This window comes from Amycolatopsis sp. 3B14 (assembly GCF_050958625.1).
Taxonomy (GTDB): domain Bacteria; phylum Actinomycetota; class Actinomycetes; order Mycobacteriales; family Pseudonocardiaceae; genus Amycolatopsis_E; species Amycolatopsis_E thermoflava.
Window position 1 is genome coordinate 1 of record NZ_JBHZEN010000032.1, and the last position, 19,594, is coordinate 19,594.

The window sequence follows — 19,594 nt, forward strand, 5'->3', positions numbered from 1 at the left end:
ACCACCCAGCTACCTTGGGTTCAAAGCCCTGGCGCTTTTGCCGTCAGAGCAGTGGGGGTACTGCTGCGTCGATGAGGTGGGGGCCGGGCTCGTTGAGGGCGTTGCGGAATTGCTCGGCCAGTTCCTCGGCCGTTGTCGCCCGTGTTGCTGGGACGCCCATGCCTTCCGCGATCTTCACGAAGTCGATGTCGGGCCTTGCGAGGTCCAGCAGGTCCTTCGCCTTCGGGCCGGACGCTTCCGCTCCGACTCGCTGCAGTTCCATGCGCAGGATGGCGTAGGCGTGGTTGTTCAGGATCACCGTGGTCACATTGAGGTTCTCCCGCGCCATCGTCCACAGTGCCGAGATGGTGTAGAGGGCGCTGCCGTCCGCCTGCAGTGCGATCACCGGGCGGTCGGGGGCGGCGATCGCGGCGCCCACGGCCACCGGGAGTCCCTGTCCGATGGCGCCGCCGGTCAGGGTGAGCACGTCGTGGCGGGGGGCACCGGCCGTCGCGCCTGGTAGGAGCAGTCCGGAGGTGTTGGCCTCGTCCGAGATGATCGCGCCCTCCGGCAACAGCGCGCCGATCACCTCGACCCAGTTCTGCACCGTCAGGGGGCCGCTCGGCAGGGCGGGACGAGCCGGTTCCTGCAGTACCGGGTCCACATCGGACGCGACCTCGTCCGCGAGTGCTTCCAGCGCGCCCACCACGTCCTGGTCCAACTCTGCCAGCGTGTGCACCTGCGCGCCCTCCGGCACCAGGTCACTCGCCTTGCCGGGGTAGGCGAAGAACGACACAGGCGGCTTGGTGCCGGCCACGATGACGTGCTTGATGCCCTCCAGCTGCCACTGCACCTGCTCGGCCAGGTAGGCCAGGCGTTCGATCGTCGGCAGCCCGGCGCCGCGTTCCAGCCTCGCCGGGAAGGTTTCCACGAACGGCTTCGCGCCGGTCGCGGTGGCGATCCGGCTCACCGCCCGCAGACCGGCTTCGCGGCAGGCCGGTCCGCCCACCAGCAACGCGACCGGCTCACCGGTCCGCAGCACCTCCGCGACCGCCTTGACCGTGGTGTCCGAGACGGTCTGCGGCGCGCGCGGCGGCATCGGCTTCACCGCCACACCACCGTCGCCCCACGAGACGTCCGCGGGCAGGATCAACGTCGCCACCTTGCCCGGCGCCTCCTGCGCCGCGGCGACCGCGAACGCGGCATCCGCGCCGACGTCCGCGCTGTTCCCCGACCGGCGCACCCACCCGTTCAGCGAACCGGCGATCGCCTCGATGTCCGACTCCAGCGGCGCGTCGTACTTCTTGTGGTAGGTCGCGTGGTCGCCGATCACGTTCACCACCGGCACATGGCCGCGCCGGGCGTTGTGCAGGTTCGCCAGGCCGTTGCCCAGCCCCGGCCCCAGGTGCAGGAGCGTCGCGGCCGGCTTGCCCGCGACCCGCGCGTAACCGTCGGCGGCGCCGGTGACCACGCCCTCGAACAGGGCCAGCACACCACGCATCTCGGGCACCGAATCGAGCGCCGCGACGAAGTGCATCTCCGACGTGCCGGGATTGGAGAAGCACACGTCGACACCCGCGTCGACGAGCGTGCGGATCAGGGACTGCGCGCCGTTCATCTCACTCCTCAGTCGAACAGGACATCCGGGTTCAGGATGCCCTTCGGGTCGAAGGCCTGCTTGATCCGGCGCAGCAACGCGACCTTGGCCGGGTCCTCGAGCGCGAGGAAGTGGTCCTTCTTCGCCTGCCCGATCCCGTGCTCACCGGAAATCGCCCCGCCGGCCGCCATGCCCGCCGCGAAGATGTCGTGCAGCAGCCGGTGCCGCTTCTCCGGGTCCTTGCAGAAGATTCCCAAGTGGACGTTGCCGTCCCCGGCGTGGCCGCAGCCGATCGCGCCGGCCTCGGCTGCCGTGGCGAGCTCCCGGACCTTAGCCAGGAACCCGGGCATCTCCGAGCGCGGCACCACGACGTCGATCACGTCGTCGGCGCCGGCGGCCTTCGCCGTCCAGAACGCCTTCTCCCGCGCCTCGATGAGCTTGCGCGCCGAACCGCCGTCCAGCACGTACACGTCGGACGCGCCCAGCTCGCCGAGCAGCTCGCCAGCCCGCTCGACATCGCCGTCCAGCCGTTCGCCGTCGCGGTTTTCCAGGCCCACCACCAGGTAGGCCTGCGTGGCGTTGCGGACCTCCTCGGGGACGCCCAGCTCCAGCTTCTCGTTGTAGGTGATCGCCGCCATCGTCAGGTTGTCGATGTACTCGAGGATGTTCGGCGTCAAACCGCTGGCGATGACCTCCGGGACGGCGCGCATCACCTGGTCGAGATCGCCGAACGGGGCGAGCAGCGTCGCGGCGTGCGGCAGGCGCGGGTACAGCTTGACGATCACCTCGGTGACCAGCGCGAGTGTGCCCTCCGAGCCGATGATCAGCTGGGTCAGGTCGTAACCGCTGGAGATCTTGGACGTCTTGCCGCCGGTGCGGATGATCTCGCCGGTGGGCAGGACCGCCTGCAGGCCGACGATGTTGTGCCGCGCCACGCCGTACTTGACCGCGCGCATACCGCCCGCGTTGGTGCCGACGTTGCCGCCGACGCTCGCGCTCAACTCGCCCGGGTAGACCGTGTAGGCGAGGCCGGCGTCCTTGGTCGCCTCGTCCAGTTCGCTGAGCGTGACGCCCGGCTGGACGACGGCGACCTGGTTGGCGGTGTCGATCTCCAGGACCGCGTTCATCCGCTCGAACGAGACGAGCAGGCCGTCCTCGCGGGGGCGGGCCGCGCCGGACAACCCGCTGCCCGAGCCGCGAGCCGTGACCGGGAGGCCGTTCTCGGAGGCGACGGCCAGCACTGCGGCGACCTCTTCGGCGGTGGCGGGTTTGACGACGTGGGCCGGCTTGACGGCGCCGACGGTGAGGGACTCGTCCTTCGCGTAGTCGTCCGGGACGGAGTCCCCGGAGAGGAGGTTGCGCTCGCCGACGATCTCGGCGATCCGCGCGGTGACGTCGCCCATGACGTGCCCGGTCCTTTCCTGCGCCTGCCCGAATGACGGAAGCCTAGTACGGGAGAGCTCAGGACCGGAAGCGAAGGAGATTCATGTCTGACGGAGCGGCGGCGACGTTACCGCCGCCGGAAAGGGGGGCGGGGCCGGTCCGCGCCAACGTACCGGCCCCGCCTTCTCGGGTCAGCGGGTCAGACCAGCCAGCCGAGGACGTGCGCGAGACCGGCCAGGATGTTGGAAACGATGTCGTGGCCGTGGTGGAAGTGCGCAGCGAACATTGGAGAGGGGCTCCTTTGCGAAATCAATCCTTGCGAATCTGGCTGCTTTCGAAAGCAAGGGAAGATTTTCAGTTCCGCTGGGAGGTGTCAAACCGCCGCGGAAAGCACAGTGCCCCTCGAATAGCGCGGTGGAAAATCCGCCCAGCCTAAACACGTAACACTTTCGGGTTTTCGGCTGGGGGTCCCATTGTGCCGCTCGTAGCGCCGTCGGGCGGGCCCACCTGGGGTGATGTCGATCTTGACCCGACCCACCGGGTGATGCCCGCCCGAACGGGTGAACACGTTGCCACTTAAGGTGATCCCCCTATGATCACGCTAACGAGTGACGGGGGACCGGGGTTCTGCCCCTAACGACCGCAGGTCGAGGGCTACTCGGCGCGGGCGAAGGACAGCGTTTCGCCCTCGACGCCACGCAGCCACAGGTCCTGCGCGGCCGCCGCCATTTCCGGCAGGCCCTCCACGATCGTGGCGAACACGTTGCCGGGAACCCAGCCCGCGTCGCCGTTGATGAGCAGGTTGTTCCGGCCGTAGAAGATCGCCAGATCGGTCGCGCCCTGGTCGCTGTGGGCCTCGCTGCTGTCTTCGTACCCGTACGCCGGATTTCCGATTTCCCACGCCTCGAACCCGAAATAGACGACATCCCCGGGAATGGGGGTGACCGTCGGGTTCTCCCGGCCCGGCTTCGGGTCGGCGAACGGCGGCACCAGCGTGTAGACCTCGTTGCGGGCGTACTTCGCGTGGTAGGCCGAACCGCTCTGCGGCAGCGCGTTCCACACCGCCTGGCAGGTCCGCGGCGCCTCCGCGTCCAGCAGCACCGCGCGGCAGGACACGCCGCGCTTGTCGAGTGAGATGGTGATGTAGCGGGCCAACGTGCCTCTTCTCCCTACTTGGCACCGGTGACGGTGGCGACGGTCTCGGCCCAGATCGCGAGCGCGTCGTCGATCTGCTCGGCGGTGACCACCAGCGGCGGGATCATCCGCACGACGTTCGAGTACGCGCCGCAGGTGAGCAGCAGCAGCCCGCGCCGCGCCGCCTCCTGCTGCGCCGCCGCGGCCAGCGCGGTGTCCGGTGTGCCGTCGGCCTTGGTGAACTCCGAACCGACCAGCAGGCCCAGCCCGCGCACCTCGCCGATCTCCGGCGTCTTGTCGGCGATCAGCCGCGCGCCTTCGAGCAGCTGCTTGCCGCGTGCCGCCGCGTTCTCGACCAGGTTCTCCTCCTCGATCACGTCGAGGGTGGCCAGCGCGGCCGCGCACGACACCGCGTTGCCGCCGTACGTGCCGCCCTGCGAACCGGGGAACGCCTTGGACATCAGCTCCTTCGACGCCGCGATGCCGGACAGCGGGAAGCCGCTCGCCAGGCCCTTCGCGATCAGCACCACGTCCGGCCGCACGTCGAAGTGGTCGTGGCCCCAGAACCGGCCGGTGCGCCCGAACCCGGTCTGGATCTCGTCGATCACCAGCAGGATCCCGTGCCGGTCGGCGCGCTCGCGCAGCCCGGCCATGAACTCCCTGTTCGCAGGCACGTACCCGCCCTCGCCGAGCATCGGCTCGATGAAGAACGCGGCCGTCTCGTTCGGGGCGCTGATCGTCTGGAAGAGGTAGTCCAGCTCGCGCAACGCGAACTTCGTCGCGGTCTGCTCGTCCCAGCCGTAGTGGTAGGCGTAGGGGAACGGCGCCACGTGCACGCCGCCCATCAGCGGCGAGATGCCGGCGCTGAACCGCGTGCCGGAGGTGGTCATCGACGCCGCGGCGACCGTGCGGCCGTGGAACCCGCCCTGGAAGACGATGACGTTCGGCCGCCCGGTGGCCTGCCGCGACAGGCGCAGCGCGGCTTCGACGGCCTCGCTGCCGGAGTTCGCGAAGAACAGCGAGTCCAGCCCCGCGGGCAGCACGTCGCCGAGCCGCTCGGTCAGCTTGAGCAGCGGCTGGTGCATCACGGTGGTGTACTGCGCGTGGATGACCTTGCCGATCTGCTCCTGCGCCGCCTTGACCACCTTCGGGTGGCAGTGGCCGGTGCTGGTCACACCGATCCCGGCGGTGAAGTCGAGGTGGCGGTTGCCGTCGACGTCGTAGAGGTAGGCGCCTTCGCCGTGCTCGACGACGACCGGAGTGGCCTGCTTGAGCAGGGGGGAGAGCTGGGCCATGACGGCGGAACTCCTAACCGGAGTGAGCTTGTAGATTGTTGACAATCTGTCTAGCATGGCCGGTGGACAGGCGCAAGGTTGATCAGGAGGACCAATGGCCGAGCTGACCGAATCGGGTGTCGTGGACGCCGTCGGCAAGGAGCTGTTCATCGGCGGGAAGTGGGTCCCGTCGAGCACCGGGCGGACCTTCGCCGTCGAGGATCCCGCCACCGGCCGGGTCCTCTGCGAGGTCGCCGACGCCACGCCCGAGGACGGGAAGGCGGCCCTCGACGCAGCCGTGGCCGCGCAGGCCGACTGGGCGAAGACGGCGCCGCGCGAGCGCAGCGAAATCCTGCGCCGCGCCTACGAACTGCTGAACGCGCGCGTCGACGAGCTGGCGCTGTTGATGACGCTGGAGATGGGCAAGCCGCTGGCCGAGGCGAAGGGCGAGGTCGCCTACGCGGCCGAGTTCTTCCGCTGGTTCTCCGAGGAGGCGGTGCGCATCGACGGCGGCTACCAGGTCGCGCCCAACGGGGCGGGCCGGTTCCTCGTCACCAAGCAGCCGGTCGGGCCGTGCCTGCTGATCACGCCGTGGAACTTCCCGATGGCCATGGGCGGCCGCAAGATCGGGCCTGCCATCGCCGCGGGCTGCACGATGGTCATCAAGCCGGCCGAGCAGACGCCGTTGTCGATGCTCGCGCTGGCCGCGATCCTGACCGAGGCCGGGCTGCCCGCCGGCGTGCTCAACGTGGTCACCACCAGCGATCCCGGCGGCGTGATGGAGCCGATGATCAAGGACGGCCGTGCGCGCAAGCTGTCGTTCACCGGGTCCACCGCGGTCGGGCGCAAGCTGCTGGAGCAGTGCGCGGACAAGGTGCTGCGCACGTCGATGGAGCTGGGCGGCAACGCGCCGTTCCTGGTCTTCGACGACGCCGACCTGGACGCGGCGGTCGAGGGCGCGATGCAGGCCAAGATGCGCAACATCGGCGAGGCGTGTACCGCGGCCAACCGGTTCTACGTGCAGCGCGGGGTGGCCGACGAGTTCGCCCGGCGGCTGACCGAGCGGATGTCCGCCTTGCCGCTGGGGCGCGGCACCGAGCCCGGCGTGGTCGTCGGCCCGCTCATCGACGCCGACGCGGTGAACAAGGTGACCGAGCTGGTCGCCGACGCCACCTCGCGGGGCGCCAAGGTGCTCACCGGTGGGACCACTGTGGACGGTCCGGGCAACTTCTACCAGGCCACGGTGCTGACCGACGTGCCGCGGGACGCGCGGATGGCGAGCGAGGAGATCTTCGGGCCGGTCGCGCCGATCAGCGTGTTCGACGACGAGGACGAGGCCGTCGCCGCGGCCAACGACACCGAGTACGGCCTGGTCAGCTACGTCTACACCAACGACCTCAAGCGCGCGCTGCGTGTGTCGGAGTCGCTGGAGGCCGGCATGATCGGGCTGAACCAGGGCATCGTGTCCAACCCGGCGGCGCCGTTCGGCGGGGTCAAGCAGTCCGGGCTCGGCCGCGAGGGCGGCACCGTCGGCATCGACGAGTTCCTGGAGACCAAGTACATCGCGGTGAGCCTGTGAGCACCTACCGGATCGCGAGCATCCCCGGTGACGGCATCGGGGTCGACGTCACCGCCGAGGCGCGCCAAGTCCTGGACCGGGCAGGCGAGGTGCACGGGTTCCGTCTGGAGTGGACGGAGTTCGACTGGAGCTGCGAGCGGTACACCAAGACCGGCCGGATGATGCCGGAGGACGGCATCGACCAGTTGCGGCCGTTCGACGGGATCCTGCTCGGCGCGGTCGGGTTCCCCGGCGTGCCGGACCACGTGTCGCTGTGGGGGCTGCTGATCCCGATCCGGCGGGCGTTCGCGCAGTACGTGAACCTGCGGCCGGTGCGGCTGCTGCCCGGGACGACGTCCGTGCTGGCCGGCCGGGAGGCCGACGAGCTGGAGATGGTGATCGTCCGGGAGAACACCGAGGGCGAGTACTCGCAGATCGGCGGGCGGCACAACGCGGGGCAGCCGGGCGAGTTCGCGGTGCAGGAGTCGATCTTCACGCGGGTCGGGGTCGAGCGGATCATCCGGTTCGCGTTCGAGCTGGCCCGCACCCGCAGCGGCCGGGTGTGCTCGGCGACCAAGTCGAACGGGATCATCCACACGATGCCGTTCTGGGACGAGGTCTTCGCGGAGGTCGCCGCGGAGTACCCGGACGTCCACAGTGAACAGACGCACATCGACGCGCTGGCGGCGCGCATGGTGCAGCACCCGGACCGGCTGGACGTCGTGGTGGGGTCGAACCTGTTCGGCGACATCCTGAGCGACCTGGCGGCGGCCGTGACCGGCGGGCTGGGCATGGCGCCGTCCGGCAACATCAACCCGCCGGGCGAGTACCCGTCGATGTTCGAGGCGGTGCACGGCAGCGCCCCGGACATCGCCGGGCAGGGCATCGCGAACCCGGTGGCGCAGATCCTGGCCGGCGCGATGATGCTGGAGCACCTGGGCGAGAAGACAGCCGCGGCGGCGGTGCAGAAGGCCGTCGAGGAGGTGCTCGCGGCCGGCTCGGTGGCGACTCCCGACCTGGGCGGCAAGTCGACGACCACCGAGCTGGGCGCCGCCATCACCGACGCACTCGCCTGATCGGCTGGGCTCGCCTGACCGGCCGTGCTCGGTTGACCGGCCGTGCTCGCGTGGCGGTGACGGGCCGCGAGGCGGTGGGGCGCCGCGGGCCGCCTGACAGCGGCGCGCTGTGTGACGGTGGCGGGCCGCGAAGCGGTGGGGCGCCGCGTGGCGGCCGCGCCCGCCTGACGGCAGAGTGCGGCCCGCGGCCCTGCGGCCGCCGCAGCCGGTCCCGAAACCAGGGGCCGACCTGCGGCGGCAGGCATATCTTCACCCGTAATGGGCAACCCCATGCACCTGAGGCGTCGAGGTGCGGGAGTGGTTCATGGAGTTGCTGGGTGTCCGGGTGCCCGGTCCGGTGTCGGCGGTGAAGGGCCTCGCCGGGGCGGTGTTGTCGCCGCTGAGCAGGCCCCGCCGCCGGGTGTGGTCCTGCCCGGGCCGGTTGCACATCGAGGCCCACGGGGTGCACGGGCCGGGCGGCGAAGCGGTCGCGCGGCGCATCGAGCAGGCCGTGCAGCGTCACCCGGGCGTCGCGTGGGCGCGGGTCAACGCGCCCTCCTCCCGGGTGATCATCGGCGTCGAGGACCCCGCCCCGGACAGCGACGAGCTGATCCGCGTCGTCGAGGAGGCCGAGGGCGCGCCCAACGGCGTCGGCGAAGAGATCAAAGAGGACGAGCTCCACCACCCGGCCGACGGCCTGCGCGGCACCCGCCTCCTGCCGACCCTCGTCGCCGACACCCTCGGCCTCGGCCTGTCGCTGATCACCCGGCTCGCGCCGTGGGCGCCGATCCCGACCGAGATCGCCGCGCTGCCCAGCGTCGTCGACCTGCACCCGCGCCTGCGCAAGATCGCCGCTGAGCGGGCGGGCAGCAGCGAGAAGGCCGACACCGCGACCTCAGCGTTCGGCGCGTTCGCCCAGGGCTTGGCGTCCGGCGGCGAGGGCACGGTCGTCGACATCGTCCAGCGTGCCGAGCAGTGGCGCGAGGCCCGCGCGCACGAACGGCTGTGGTGCCAGGCCGAGAACCGCCTGATCCACGGCCCCGAGGACGCCGCGGCCGGCCCGGTCGTCGTCGAGCGGCCGCGGGGGATCCCGGACGGCCCGGTCGAACAGTACGAGCAGCGCATTCTCAACCTCGGCGCCGCCGCGGCCGCCGTCTCGCTGCCGTTCGCGCGTCCCCGCCGGGCGATCGGCATCGGCCTGGCCGCGCTGCCCAAGGCCGCCGAGGCCGGGCGCACCGCCTTCGGCGCGCGCCTCGGCCGCGTGCTGGCCACCGAGGGCGTGCTGGTCATGGATCGCGGGGTGCTGCGCCACCTGGACGCCATCGACACGCTGGTCCTCGACGAGCAGGCCTTTGACACCGGGCGCATGGTCCTCAACGACCTCGTCCCCGTCGGCGACGGCGACACCAGCGAGCTGGTCGAACGGGCCTGGCAGCTGTTCGACGCGCACACCCCGGGCAAGGTCCACGAAGACGACGGCTGGCGCGTTGGTCCGCTCGACGAGCTGGGCGTCGACCAGGGCGCGCACGAGCGCGAGCAGCTGGAGAAGCGGGGCGCGGTGGCGGTCCTCGGTTTGGTGCGGGACCAGCGGCTGACCGCCGTCATCGGGCTCGGCAGGCAGGTGCCGCCGGGCGTGGCGGCGGTGATCGCCGCCGCCCGGCGCGCCAACATCGAGGTCGTCAGCGCCAACGGTGGCCACGCCGCGTTCGAGGCCGACCGGCTCATGCCCGGCGGTGAGCGCCTCGTCTCGACCGTGCGCGAGCTGCAGGGCGACGGGCACGTGGTGATGCTGGTGTCCGACGACCGCCGCGCGCTCGGCGCCGCCGACTGCGGCATCGGCACCCAGCGTCCCGGGGACCCGCCGCCGTGGGGCGCGCACCTGCTGATCGGCGAGGACATCGGCATCGCGGCGCTGGTCGTCGACGCGATCGCCGCCGCCCGCGAGGTCAACCGCGACAGCATCTGGCTGTCCCAGGGCGCGACCGGCGTCGGCGCGGTCAGTGCGCTGCAACCGGGCCGCCGCAGCCCGGCCAACCGGGCGATGCGGGCGGTGAACCTGGGCGCGGCCGTCGCCCTGACCAACGCGCACCGCCGCGCCAAGAAGCTCGCCGAGCGGGACACGAGCCTGGCCGGCGACGCCGCGCCGTGGCACCTGATGCCGGTGGACGTCGTGCTCGACCGCCTCGGCACCGACCCGGACGGCCTGAGCGACGACGCCGCCCAGAAGCGGGCCAGGGCGCGCGGCACCGGCAGCGGCGGCCGGACGAGCCTGATGCAGGCGTTCATCAACGAGCTGTCCAACCCGCTCACCCCGGTCCTGATCGGTGGCGCCGCGTTGTCCGCGTCCGTCGGGTCGCCGGTGGACGCCGCGCTCGTCGCCGGGATCACCGGCGTGTCCGCGCTGGTCGGCAGCGTCCAGCAGGTCCACACCGAGAAGCAGCTGGCCGAGCTGCTGAGCCGGTCGGCGATCAGCACGACGGTGATCCGCGATGGCCGGGAGCGCGTGGTCAGCGCCGACGACCTGGTGCCCGGCGACGTCGTCAAGCTGACCTCCGGCGACGTCGTGCCCGCGGACTGCCGCCTGCTCGAAGCCGACGGCGTCGAGGCGGACGAGTCGTCGCTGACCGGCGAGTCGCTGCCGGCGGCGAAGGACCCGTCGCCGGTGATCGCCGCGGACGTCGCCGAGCGCGCGTCGATGCTGTACGAGGGCACGACGATCGCGGCCGGAGAGGCCATCGGCATCGTCGTCGCGACCGGCGCGGACACCGAGGCTGGCCGCAGCATGGCGATGGCGCGCGAGAACGCGCCGGTCACTGGGGTCGAGACCCGGCTGGCCGAGCTGACGTCGAAGTCGATGCCGCTGGCGATCGGGTCGGCCGTCGCGGTGGCCGGTGCCGGCCTGCTGCGCCGGGTGCCGCTGCGGGAAAGCCTGTCCGCGGCGGTGAACCTGGCCGTCGCGTCGGTGCCGGAGGGGCTGCCGTTCCTGGTCAGCGCCGCGCAACTGGCGGCGGCGCGGCGGCTCGCCGAGCACAACGCGCTGGTCCGCAACCCGCGCAGCATCGAGGCGCTGGGCCGGGTCGACGTGCTGTGCTTCGACAAGACCGGAACCCTGACCGAGGGGACGCTGACGGTCCACGAGGTCGACGACGGCCACCAGCGCCGCAAGATCGAGGACCTGGACGACGAGACCGAGTCGGTGCTGCTCACCGCGTTGCGGGCGACGCCGCAGGCCGACGACCCGTCCGACCTGCCGCACGCGACGGACCGTGCGATCGTCGAGGGCGCGCGGCGGGTTTCGGTGCACACCGACGGCTGGGAACTGGTCGACGCGGTGCCGTTCGAGCCGTCGCGCGGCTACCACGCCTCGCTGATGCGCAACGGCGACGGCATGGTGCTGAGCGTCAAGGGTGCGCCGGAGTCCGTGCTGCCGCGCTGCGACCTGGACGAGGGCCGTCGGAAGAAGCTGGCGGGCCGGATGAAGAAGCTGGCCAAGGCCGGGCAGCGGGTGCTCGCGGTCGCCGAGTCCACTCCGGACAGTGCGACGCTCGACGAGGACTCCGTGACCAGGTTGCGGTTCAAGGGTTTCGTCGCGATCGCCGACCCGGTGCGGGGGAGCGCGGCGGCCGCGGCGGCGGATCTGCGGGCGGCGGGCGTGCAGATCGTGATGATCACCGGCGACCACCCGGACACCGGCGAGGCGATCGCGGGCAAGGTCAGCGAGGACGGCGCCGACCTGCACGTGGTGACCGGCGCCGAGTTGGACGCGATGGACGACGACCAGCTGGCGTCCACTTTGGAGACCGTGGACGTGGTGGCGCGGTGCAGCCCGGCGCAGAAGGTGCGGATCATCAAGGCGTATCAGAAGCACGGCCACACGGTCGCGATGACCGGGGACGGCGCGAACGACGCGCCCGCGATCCGGCTCGCGGACGTCGGCATCGCGCTCGGCGGGCACGGCGCCCCGGCCGCCCGGGCGGCGGCCGATCTGGTGGTGACCGACGACCGCCTGGAGACGATCATCGCGGCGCTCGTCGAGGGCAGGGCGATGTGGGCCTCGGTCCGGGAGGCGCTGGCGATCCTCCTCGGCGGGAACCTCGGCGAGATCGGATTCAGCGTGCTCGGCGCGACGCTGACCGGCCGGTCGCCGCTGGGCGCCCGGCAGTTCCTGCTGGTCAACCTGCTGACCGACCTGGCGCCGGCGCTGGCGATCGCGCTGCGGCGGCCCGAGGAAGGCTCCGACCTGCTGCGCGAGGGGCCGGAGAGCTCGCTCGGCAAGCGATTGCAGAAGGACATCGGCGTTCGAGCCGGGGTCACGACGCTGGGCGCGACGACCGCGTGGATGCTGGCGCGCGCGACGGGCCGCGGCCGCCGTGCGAGCACGGTCGCGCTGGCCGGTCTGGTCGGCACGCAGCTCGGGCAGACGCTCCTGACGGGCGGCTGGAACCGGTCGGTGCTGGCGACGTCGCTCGGCTCGGTGGCCCTGCTCGCGGCCGTGATCCAGACGCCCGGCGTGAGCCAGTTCTTCGGCTGCACGCCGCTCGGCCCGATCGGCTGGGGGATGGCGCTGGGCAGCGCGGGCGCGGCGACTGCACTGGGCGCGGTGGTCGGGCGGACGATCGAGGGGTGAGTCAGGCGCGGGTGAGCGCGGTGGCGAGCATCTGCCCGACGCGCGGCAGGTCGGTTTCCATCTGCACGGGCGGAACGGCAGGGTTCTTGTCGCCGATGAAGTAGGTCGCCACCGTCGCCGCGTTCTGCCTGGCGAGGAGCAGGATGCAGACCCGGTTGAAGCCGAAGGAGTCCGTCGTGTCCCCGCAGAAGGCGGCCTGCTCGTCGGCGCCGACGAGCGGCGGCAGCGGGACCCGGACGGCTCCGGGTAGCTGGATGCAGCCCCGGAACGTGCGCGCCTGGGCCACCGCGGTGGGGCCGCTGGGGCCGCGGTAGGACGCGGTCATCACGAAAAGCGTCGTGCCGTGGTCGAAGCTTCCCGAACCGGCGGTGCCGTACTCGGCGGCCTGGATGGCGACGTCCGAGGGCAGGTAACCCGGGCAGTCGTAGATGAACTTGTAACGCGAGTTCTCCGATTCGATGAACGGCAGTGGTGGGGACGACCAGTGCAGATCCAGCTGGGCGAGTTCCGGGTCGGTGGGCATGGCGCCGACGAGCCGCTGCTGGAGGTCGTACTTGGACACGACCGGCCCGGTGCCCGGCCCCGGGACGTCCGCGGTGCCGGCGATCTCGGTGCTGCACCCGGCGAGGACGAGCACCGCGGCGAGCAGCGCCGCGAGGCCCCTCACGTCCACCTCACCGCGGTGGGCAGCAGGGCCGTCCGCGTGGTGAGCGCGTTCTGGGCGGTGGTGCGCATCTTGCCCGGGATGTCCCCGGTGTACCAACAGCTCACGAGCGGGACGAGCAGAGCGGCGAGCGCGATGCGGTTCACGCGCGCTCCAGTCCGTGCGCCAGCTCCGCCGCCAGCCGCTGCGTGAAGGACCTCGCCGACTCCTGTTCGGCGGCGTCGGCGATGCCGAGGCAGCGGAACTCGGCTGCCGCGGCCAGGTCGTCCCGCGCCTCGGCCAGGAAGCAGTAGTACATGTCGTAGTTGCCGAGGGTGCAGAACGCGGCCGCGGCGTCGACGCCGGGCGCGGGCGGAACGTCCACCGGGTCGACCTTCCCGCTGCCGATCTCCGCGCGGCACGCGGACACCCGCTGTGCCTCGGCCACCGCCTCGGCGGCGTCGATGCCCTGGTACTGGATGGACAGTTCGGCCAGCGCGTAGTGGTCGCCCTGCCAGGTCTGCTGCTCGGCGCGCACGATCTTCGCGTCCGTGGCCAGCGGAGTCGCGCACGCGGACACGAGCGCGAACTTCTTGTTCTGTGACGGCATGAATGGGACCGGTCCGCCCGGCGAGTCGAGCTCCAGCGACGCGCCCTGGTCCTCGGTGAGCATCGTGGCCGCCAGCCGGGCCTGATCGCTCGGCTTCGGCATCTCGGACACCGACGTCGGCGCCGCGGCGGGACCCGCTGCCGAACAGCCGCTCAGCGCCAGCACAGCCGCCAGTGCCCAGACCCGCACGCGATCCTCCCCGTTCCACCGCGTCGCGCGCGGACGAAACCAAGATCGCGGACCCGCAACCTTCCGTTACAGCAGCACGAATCAGGCGTGCAGGCTGGTTCCCGGGGCAAGGCGCTGCACCGCGTCCTCCATGTGCGCCTCCAGCAGCGACACCGCGAGCTCCTCGTCACCGGCGCCGATCGCCTCCGCGATGCGCTTGTGCTCGGTCACCCGCTCCTCATTGGTCGCGTACGTGCGGTGCAGCGCGGACAGGCACATCCGCGTCTCGATGAGCAGCGTCCGCGCCATCCGCCCGAGCCGCTTCGACCCGGAGGCCGCCACCAGCTCCTCGTGGAACCGGACGTCCGCGGCCGACACCTCGTCCCCGTCGGTGGCCGAGGCCATCTCCTCCACCGCGTCCAGCAGCCGGAGGGCCAGCCCTTCCCGGTCACCGTGGCGCAGCACCCGGATCAGCGCGGCCCGCTCGATGGCGAACCGCGCCGAGTAGATGTCGTGCACGTCGTCCGGCTCGAGGTCGATCACGAACAGCCCGCGGTGCCGCTCACTGCGCAGCAGGCCCTCCGACACCAGCCGCTGCATCGCCTCGCGCAGCGGGCCGCGGGACACCTGGAACCGGCCGGCCAGCTCGGTCTCCCCGAGCTGCGTGCCCGGCGCGAACGTGCCGTTCATGATCGCCTCGCGGAGCTGCCGCGCGATGATCGCCGCGGTCGACTCCCGGCTCACCGGTTCGATGTCGGCCAGGGCCATGGTTCACCTGCCTTCTGCGAACAGCCTGCCCAGCTGGTCGCACCGGGGCACCTGGCCGGTCAGCCGGAGCCCTTCCCAGATCGTCACCTGGTTCGCGGTCAGGACGGGCTTGCCCAGCCGCTCCTCGATCGCGCCAAGCACACCCAGCGTGCGCATCGCGGTGTCGGGCACCAGCACGGCGTCCGCCGCCGGGTGATCATGCGCCACCGCCAGCTCGACGACGGCCTCGGGGCTCAGCCTGCCCACCTCCGCGGCCGTGTCGATGTCCTCGCTCGACATGGCGACCACCTCGATACCGCCCGCGCCGAGGAAGTCCACGAACAACTTCGCCACGTCGTCCGGATAGCTCGCGGCCACCGAAACCCGCTTCAGGCCGAGCGCCTGCGCGGCCCGGACGAACGCGAACGATGTGCTCGACGCCGGCTTCCCCGCCGCGGCCGACAGCTTCTCCACCTGCTCGTGCGCGCCCTGCCAGCGGTAGACGAAGCTGCCGCTGGTGCACGCCCACACGACGGCGTCCGGCTCGTGCTTGGCGAGCAGCGCGGCGCCCTCGGCCAGCCGCTTCTCGCTGCCCAGGTCGAGCAGCTCGGGCACGGCGTGCAGGTCGGTGCCGTAGATGTGCTCGACGGGCAGCGAGATCGGGTAACCCAGCAGCTGCTCGGCGAACGGGTAGTCGTCCTCCGCGGCGTGGTCCGGGTAGATGAAGCCGACGGTCGCCATGCACAAACCTCCAAATTGTAGACAATCCTACGTGACGGTGTTCAGGACACTTCGCGCAACCACTTGCCGGGGCCGACGATCGGCAGCTCCATGCGTCTCAGGCAAGCCCACATCGTCAGCTGGTTCGCGGTCAGCACGGGCTTGCCCAGGGCCACCTCCAGCGGTTCGATCACGTCGTACGTCGGGAGGTTCGTGCAGCTCACGAAGATCGCCTCGGCGTCGGGGTGGTCGGCCCCGAGGATCCGCTCGGCGATCGTGCGGTAGCTGACCTTCCAGATCCCGCCGCCGAGGCCGAGGTGGTCGCTGGAGACGGTGTCCACGTTCAGCTCGGCGAGGAAGTCGTGCAGGCTCGCCGTCAGGTCCGCGTCGTACGGGGTGATCACCGCGACCTTGTGGACGTCCAGCAGGTGCAGCACCTCGGCCAGCGCGCCCGACGTGGTGACCGCGTCCGGCGCGCCGGCGTCGCAGATCGCCTTGCACAGCGAGCGTTCGTAGTCCAGGCCGTTGACGAAGCTGCCCGACGTGCACAGGTACGCGACCACCTCGGGCTCGACGTGCAGCACGTCGCGGGTGGCGGCGGCCAGGTGCTGGTGGTTGCTGACCAGCTGGGCCATCTCCATGCTGACCGGCACCGGTTCGTAGGGCGTGCGGGCGAGGTGCAGCGACACCTCCATCGGGATCCAGCGCCAGAGCTCACGCTCCAGCGCCAGGTCGAAGGGTGCGATGACTCCGATGCCTCGCTGTGCCAGTGGCCCGTCGAAGACAGGGAAGTCGAAATCCAAGGCTCAGCCTCCGGGACGTTCTGAAGGAAGCCTCCGGGGTGGCTCCTCGGATTGTTGACAATCATACGACCGGCTCTTACCGTGTCAACGGTGATCGGTACTGAGAATCCGGTGCTGGCGGTGTTGTGCGGTGAAGACCAGGCCCGGGACCTCACCGAATCGCCGGCCATGCAGCGCATCGCTTCGACGGCCGTCGTGCGTTACACCGGCGAGGCCGGCCTGGCCGACGCGCTCCGCGGCGCCGACGTCCTTTTTGTCCACGACTTCCTTTCCCGTGCGGTGCCGGACGCCTGGCACGCGGCGGACCGGCTGCGCTGGCTGCACATCGCGAGCGCCGGCGTGGACCCGGTGATGTTCCCCGGGATGCGGGACAGCGACGTCGTGCTCACCAACTCGCGCGGCGTGTTCGACGACTCGATAGCGGAGTACGTCCTGGGGGTGATCCTCACCTTCGCGAAGGACCTGCACGGATCGCTCGACCTGCAGCGCCAGAGCCGCTGGCAGCACCGCGAGACCGAGCGGATCGCCGGGCGCTCGGCGCTGGTGGTGGGCACCGGGCCGATCGGCAGGGCGATCGCGCGGATGCTGCGCGCCGTCGGGATGAGCGTTTCGGGCGCCGGCCGCCGGGCGCGTTCCGGTGACCCGGACTTCGGGGACGTGCACGCCTCCGACCGGCTGGTGGATCATCTCCCGGCGTTCGACTACGTCGTCGCCGTGGCGCCGCTGACCGAGGAGACCAAGGGCCTGTTCGACGCCGCCGCGTTCGCCGCGATGAAGCCGACGGCGCGGTTCGTCAACGTGGGCCGCGGTGAGCTGGTGGTCACCGGCGACCTGGTCGAGGCCCTGCGGACGGGGCGCATCGCGGGCGCCGCGCTGGACGTGTTCGACACCGAGCCGCTGCCCGTCGACAGTCCGTTGTGGACGATGCGGAACGTGCTGGTCTCGCCGCACATGTCCGGTGACTTCATCGGGTGGCGGGATACGCTGGTCGAGGTGTTCGCGGACAACTTCCACCGCTGGCAGACTGGCGCCCCGCTTCGTAATGTCGTGGACAAGCAGCTGGGGTACGTGCCGTCCGATCGGTGAGGAGTTCACCATGAGCACCCTGTTGACGGCGAGTGAGCTGGTCGCCGCCTACTCGACCGGGGAGATCAGCCCCGTCGAGGCGACAGAGGCCGCGCTGCGCTCGATCGAGGAGCGGGACCGGGAGTGCAACGCGTTCTGCCTGGTCGACCCGGAGGTGGCCCGCGAGGGCGCCAAGGCGTCGGAGACGCGGTGGCGCGAGGGCAACCCGATCGGCTCGTTGGACGGGGTGCCGACCTCGATCAAGGACATGTTCCTGACCCAGGGCTGGCCCACCCTGCGTGGTTCGACGTGCGTCGACCGGGACCAGCCGTGGGAGGTGGACAGCCCGGTCACCGCGCGGCTGCGGGAGAACGGGCTGGTCCTGCTCGGCAAGACGACCACGCCCGAGCTGGCGTGGAAGGGCGTGACGGACAACCCGCTGACCGGGGTGACGCGCAACCCGTGGAACCCGGCGAAGACGCCCGGCGGGTCCAGCGGTGGCAGTGGTGCGGCGGTCGCGGCCGGGATGGGTGAGCTGTCGGTCGGGACCGACGGTGGCGGGTCGGTGCGGATCCCGGCGTCGTTCTGCGGGATCGTCGGGCTGAAGCCGACATACGGTCGTATCCCGTTGTGGCCGGCGAGCCCGTTCGGGGCGTTGTCGCACGCGGGGCCGATGGCGCGGTCGGTGTCGGACGTGGCGTTGTTGCTGGACGTGCTGGCGCTGCCGGACCACCGGGACCCGAACGCGCTGGAGCCGCCGGCGGGCGCGTACCGCGAGGCCGTGCGGCGGGATGTGCGGGGTTTGTACGCGGCGTTCTCGCCGACGCTCGGCTGGGCCCGCGTGGACCCGGAGGTGCGGGAGATAGTCACGTCGGCGGTCACGGCGCTCGATGAGGCCGGGTTGCGGGTCGAGGAGGCCGACCCGGGTTTCGCCGACCCGCGGGAGGCGTTCGACGTGCTGTGGTCGACCGGCGCGGCCCAGTGGCTGGACACGTTCCCGGCCGGCTGCGAGGCGAAGGTCGACCCGGGCCTGCGGCAGGTGTGGGAGCAGGGCAAGACGTACTCGGCGGCTGACTATCTGGCGGCCAACGCGGAGCGCGCGGAGCTGGGCATCCGGATGGGCGAGTTCCACACGCGGTACGACGTGCTGATCACCCCGACGGTGGCCGTCCCGCCCTTCGAGGCTGGTTTCGACGTGCCGCCGGGCAGCGGAATGAGCGGCTGGCCGGACTGGACGCCCTTCACGTACCCGTTCAACATGACCCAGCAGCCGGCGATCAGCGTGCCGGCGGGGATGACGGCGGATGGCCTGCCGGTGGGGTTGCAGATCGTGGGGCCTCGGCACTCGGATGACCTGGTGCTGGCCGTGGCGAGGCTCTTCGAGGAGGTCCGCCCGTGGCCGACGGACCGGCCCGCTGGGCGGTGAGCTGGGCGGCCGGGTGCGCCGTGAGCTGGGTGGCGCCGGCTGGGCGGTGAATGGTCCTTTCGTCGCGCTGCGAGGTGCATCGGTCGTGGGGTCGCGAGTGGCGCGTGCATGAGTGGGCCTCTCGTCAAGCGGTGAATGGCCCGTTCATCGCGCCGCGAGGTGGGTCTGTCGTGGACTCGCGAGTGGTGGCTGGGTGGGTCCGTCGTCAAGCGGTGAATGGTCCTTTCGTCGCGCTGCGAGGTGGGTCTGTCGTCGGGTCGCGAGTGGCGCGTGCATGAGTGGGCCTCTCGTCAAGCGGTGAATGGCCCGTTCATCGCGGTGCGAGTTGCATCTGTCGTGGACTTGCGAGTGGCGCGCATGAGTGGGCCTGTCGCCGAGCGATGAACGGTCGGTTCATCTCTGTGCGAGGTGCATCTGTCGTCGAGTCGCCAGCCGCGCGTGCACGAGTGGGCCTCTCGTCAAGAGATGAGTGGCCCGTTCACGGGGTGTGAGGTGTCCTGGCGTGAGGCACGAGGGGTGCGTGCGTGCAGGCCGTTCGCTGAGCGATGAATGGTCCGTTCATCGCGGCGCGAGGTGAACCTGTCGTCCACTCGCCACTGGCGCCCGCGCGAGTGGGTCCTCTCGTCAAGCGGTGAATGGTCCGTTCATCGCCGCACGAGCCGCGCGAGCTGCACCTGCCGTCGACCCGCCAGCCGCAACCACATGAGTGGTCCACTCGCCAAGCCGTGAACGGTCCGTTCGCTCACCAGCAAAATCCACAAAGGACCCACAACCGCCCAGAGCAGCTCCACGATGCGCCCCACCG

Annotated in this window: 15 protein-coding genes; 5 read left to right on the plus strand and 10 right to left on the minus strand. The window is 71.2% G+C overall.

Annotated features, from left to right (window positions below; all coding sequences use genetic code 11):
* Positions 1-43 precede the first annotated feature (43 nt).
* The 4 genes from ACCP09_RS19740 to ACCP09_RS19755 form a co-directional block, all read right to left on the minus strand.
* Positions 44-1,597, minus strand: a complete 1,554-nt coding sequence (locus ACCP09_RS19740; RefSeq protein ID WP_378365935.1) for an acetolactate synthase large subunit — start codon at positions 1,595-1,597, stop codon at positions 44-46.
* A gap of 8 nt (positions 1,598-1,605) precedes the next feature.
* Positions 1,606-2,979 (minus strand): FAD-binding oxidoreductase, encoded by a 1,374-nt coding sequence (locus tag ACCP09_RS19745; protein WP_123684983.1) that lies wholly within the window; start codon positions 2,977-2,979, stop codon positions 1,606-1,608.
* 634 nt (positions 2,980-3,613) lie between these two features.
* Positions 3,614-4,114 carry a DUF3830 family protein gene (locus ACCP09_RS19750; RefSeq protein ID WP_020420436.1) on the minus strand — a complete coding sequence of 167 codons (501 nt, stop codon included), beginning with the start codon at positions 4,112-4,114 and terminating at the stop codon, positions 3,614-3,616.
* A 14-nt stretch (positions 4,115-4,128) separates the two neighbouring features.
* Positions 4,129-5,388: an aspartate aminotransferase family protein gene (locus tag ACCP09_RS19755; protein ID WP_378336418.1), complete on the minus strand. Its 1,260-nt coding sequence runs from the start codon at positions 5,386-5,388 to the stop codon at positions 4,129-4,131.
* Between the two features lie 94 nt (positions 5,389-5,482).
* Here ACCP09_RS19755 and ACCP09_RS19760 point away from each other — a divergent pair, with 94 nt between their 5' ends.
* From ACCP09_RS19760 to ACCP09_RS19770, 3 genes are all read left to right on the plus strand, one after another.
* On the plus strand, positions 5,483-6,946 hold the full coding sequence (locus tag ACCP09_RS19760; protein ID WP_433748701.1) for an NAD-dependent succinate-semialdehyde dehydrogenase: 1,464 nt from the start codon (positions 5,483-5,485) through the stop codon (positions 6,944-6,946).
* Complete coding sequence (locus tag ACCP09_RS19765; protein ID WP_433748704.1) at positions 6,943-8,001, plus strand: tartrate dehydrogenase; 1,059 nt, start codon at positions 6,943-6,945, stop codon at positions 7,999-8,001. The genes ACCP09_RS19760 and ACCP09_RS19765 overlap by 4 nt, the downstream gene beginning before the upstream one ends.
* A gap of 304 nt (positions 8,002-8,305) precedes the next feature.
* Entirely contained in the window at positions 8,306-12,607 is a 4,302-nt protein-coding gene (locus tag ACCP09_RS19770; protein WP_433748707.1) for an HAD-IC family P-type ATPase, read from the plus strand.
* 1 nt (position 12,608) lies between these two features.
* On the opposite strand, the gene ACCP09_RS19775 is transcribed toward ACCP09_RS19770, so the two are convergent.
* The 6 genes from ACCP09_RS19775 to ACCP09_RS19800 form a co-directional block, all read right to left on the minus strand.
* Entirely contained in the window at positions 12,609-13,274 is a 666-nt protein-coding gene (locus ACCP09_RS19775) for a hypothetical protein (protein ID WP_378336344.1), read from the minus strand.
* A complete protein-coding gene (locus tag ACCP09_RS19780) occupies positions 13,271-13,417 on the minus strand; it encodes a hypothetical protein (RefSeq protein WP_433748710.1) in 147 nt (48 codons plus the stop codon). Before ACCP09_RS19780 ends, ACCP09_RS19775 begins: the two co-directional genes overlap by 4 nt.
* Complete coding sequence (locus tag ACCP09_RS19785; RefSeq protein ID WP_433748713.1) at positions 13,414-14,049, minus strand: hypothetical protein; 636 nt, start codon at positions 14,047-14,049, stop codon at positions 13,414-13,416. Before ACCP09_RS19785 ends, ACCP09_RS19780 begins: the two co-directional genes overlap by 4 nt.
* Before the next feature lie 81 nt (positions 14,050-14,130).
* On the minus strand, positions 14,131-14,796 hold the full coding sequence (locus ACCP09_RS19790) for a GntR family transcriptional regulator (protein ID WP_017984636.1): 666 nt from the start codon (positions 14,794-14,796) through the stop codon (positions 14,131-14,133).
* A gap of 3 nt (positions 14,797-14,799) precedes the next feature.
* Complete coding sequence (locus ACCP09_RS19795) at positions 14,800-15,516, minus strand: maleate cis-trans isomerase family protein (RefSeq protein WP_433748716.1); 717 nt, start codon at positions 15,514-15,516, stop codon at positions 14,800-14,802.
* A 41-nt stretch (positions 15,517-15,557) separates the two neighbouring features.
* A complete protein-coding gene (locus tag ACCP09_RS19800) occupies positions 15,558-16,298 on the minus strand; it encodes a maleate cis-trans isomerase family protein (RefSeq protein WP_020421574.1) in 741 nt (246 codons plus the stop codon).
* A gap of 90 nt (positions 16,299-16,388) precedes the next feature.
* On the opposite strand from ACCP09_RS19800, the gene ACCP09_RS19805 reads away from it, so the two are divergent.
* Positions 16,389-17,384 carry a D-2-hydroxyacid dehydrogenase gene (locus tag ACCP09_RS19805; protein WP_433748719.1) on the plus strand — a complete coding sequence of 332 codons (996 nt, stop codon included), beginning with the start codon at positions 16,389-16,391 and terminating at the stop codon, positions 17,382-17,384.
* A 10-nt stretch (positions 17,385-17,394) separates the two neighbouring features.
* Positions 17,395-18,789 carry an amidase gene (locus ACCP09_RS19810; protein WP_433748722.1) on the plus strand — a complete coding sequence of 465 codons (1,395 nt, stop codon included), beginning with the start codon at positions 17,395-17,397 and terminating at the stop codon, positions 18,787-18,789.
* The last annotated feature ends 805 nt before the right edge of the window (positions 18,790-19,594 follow it).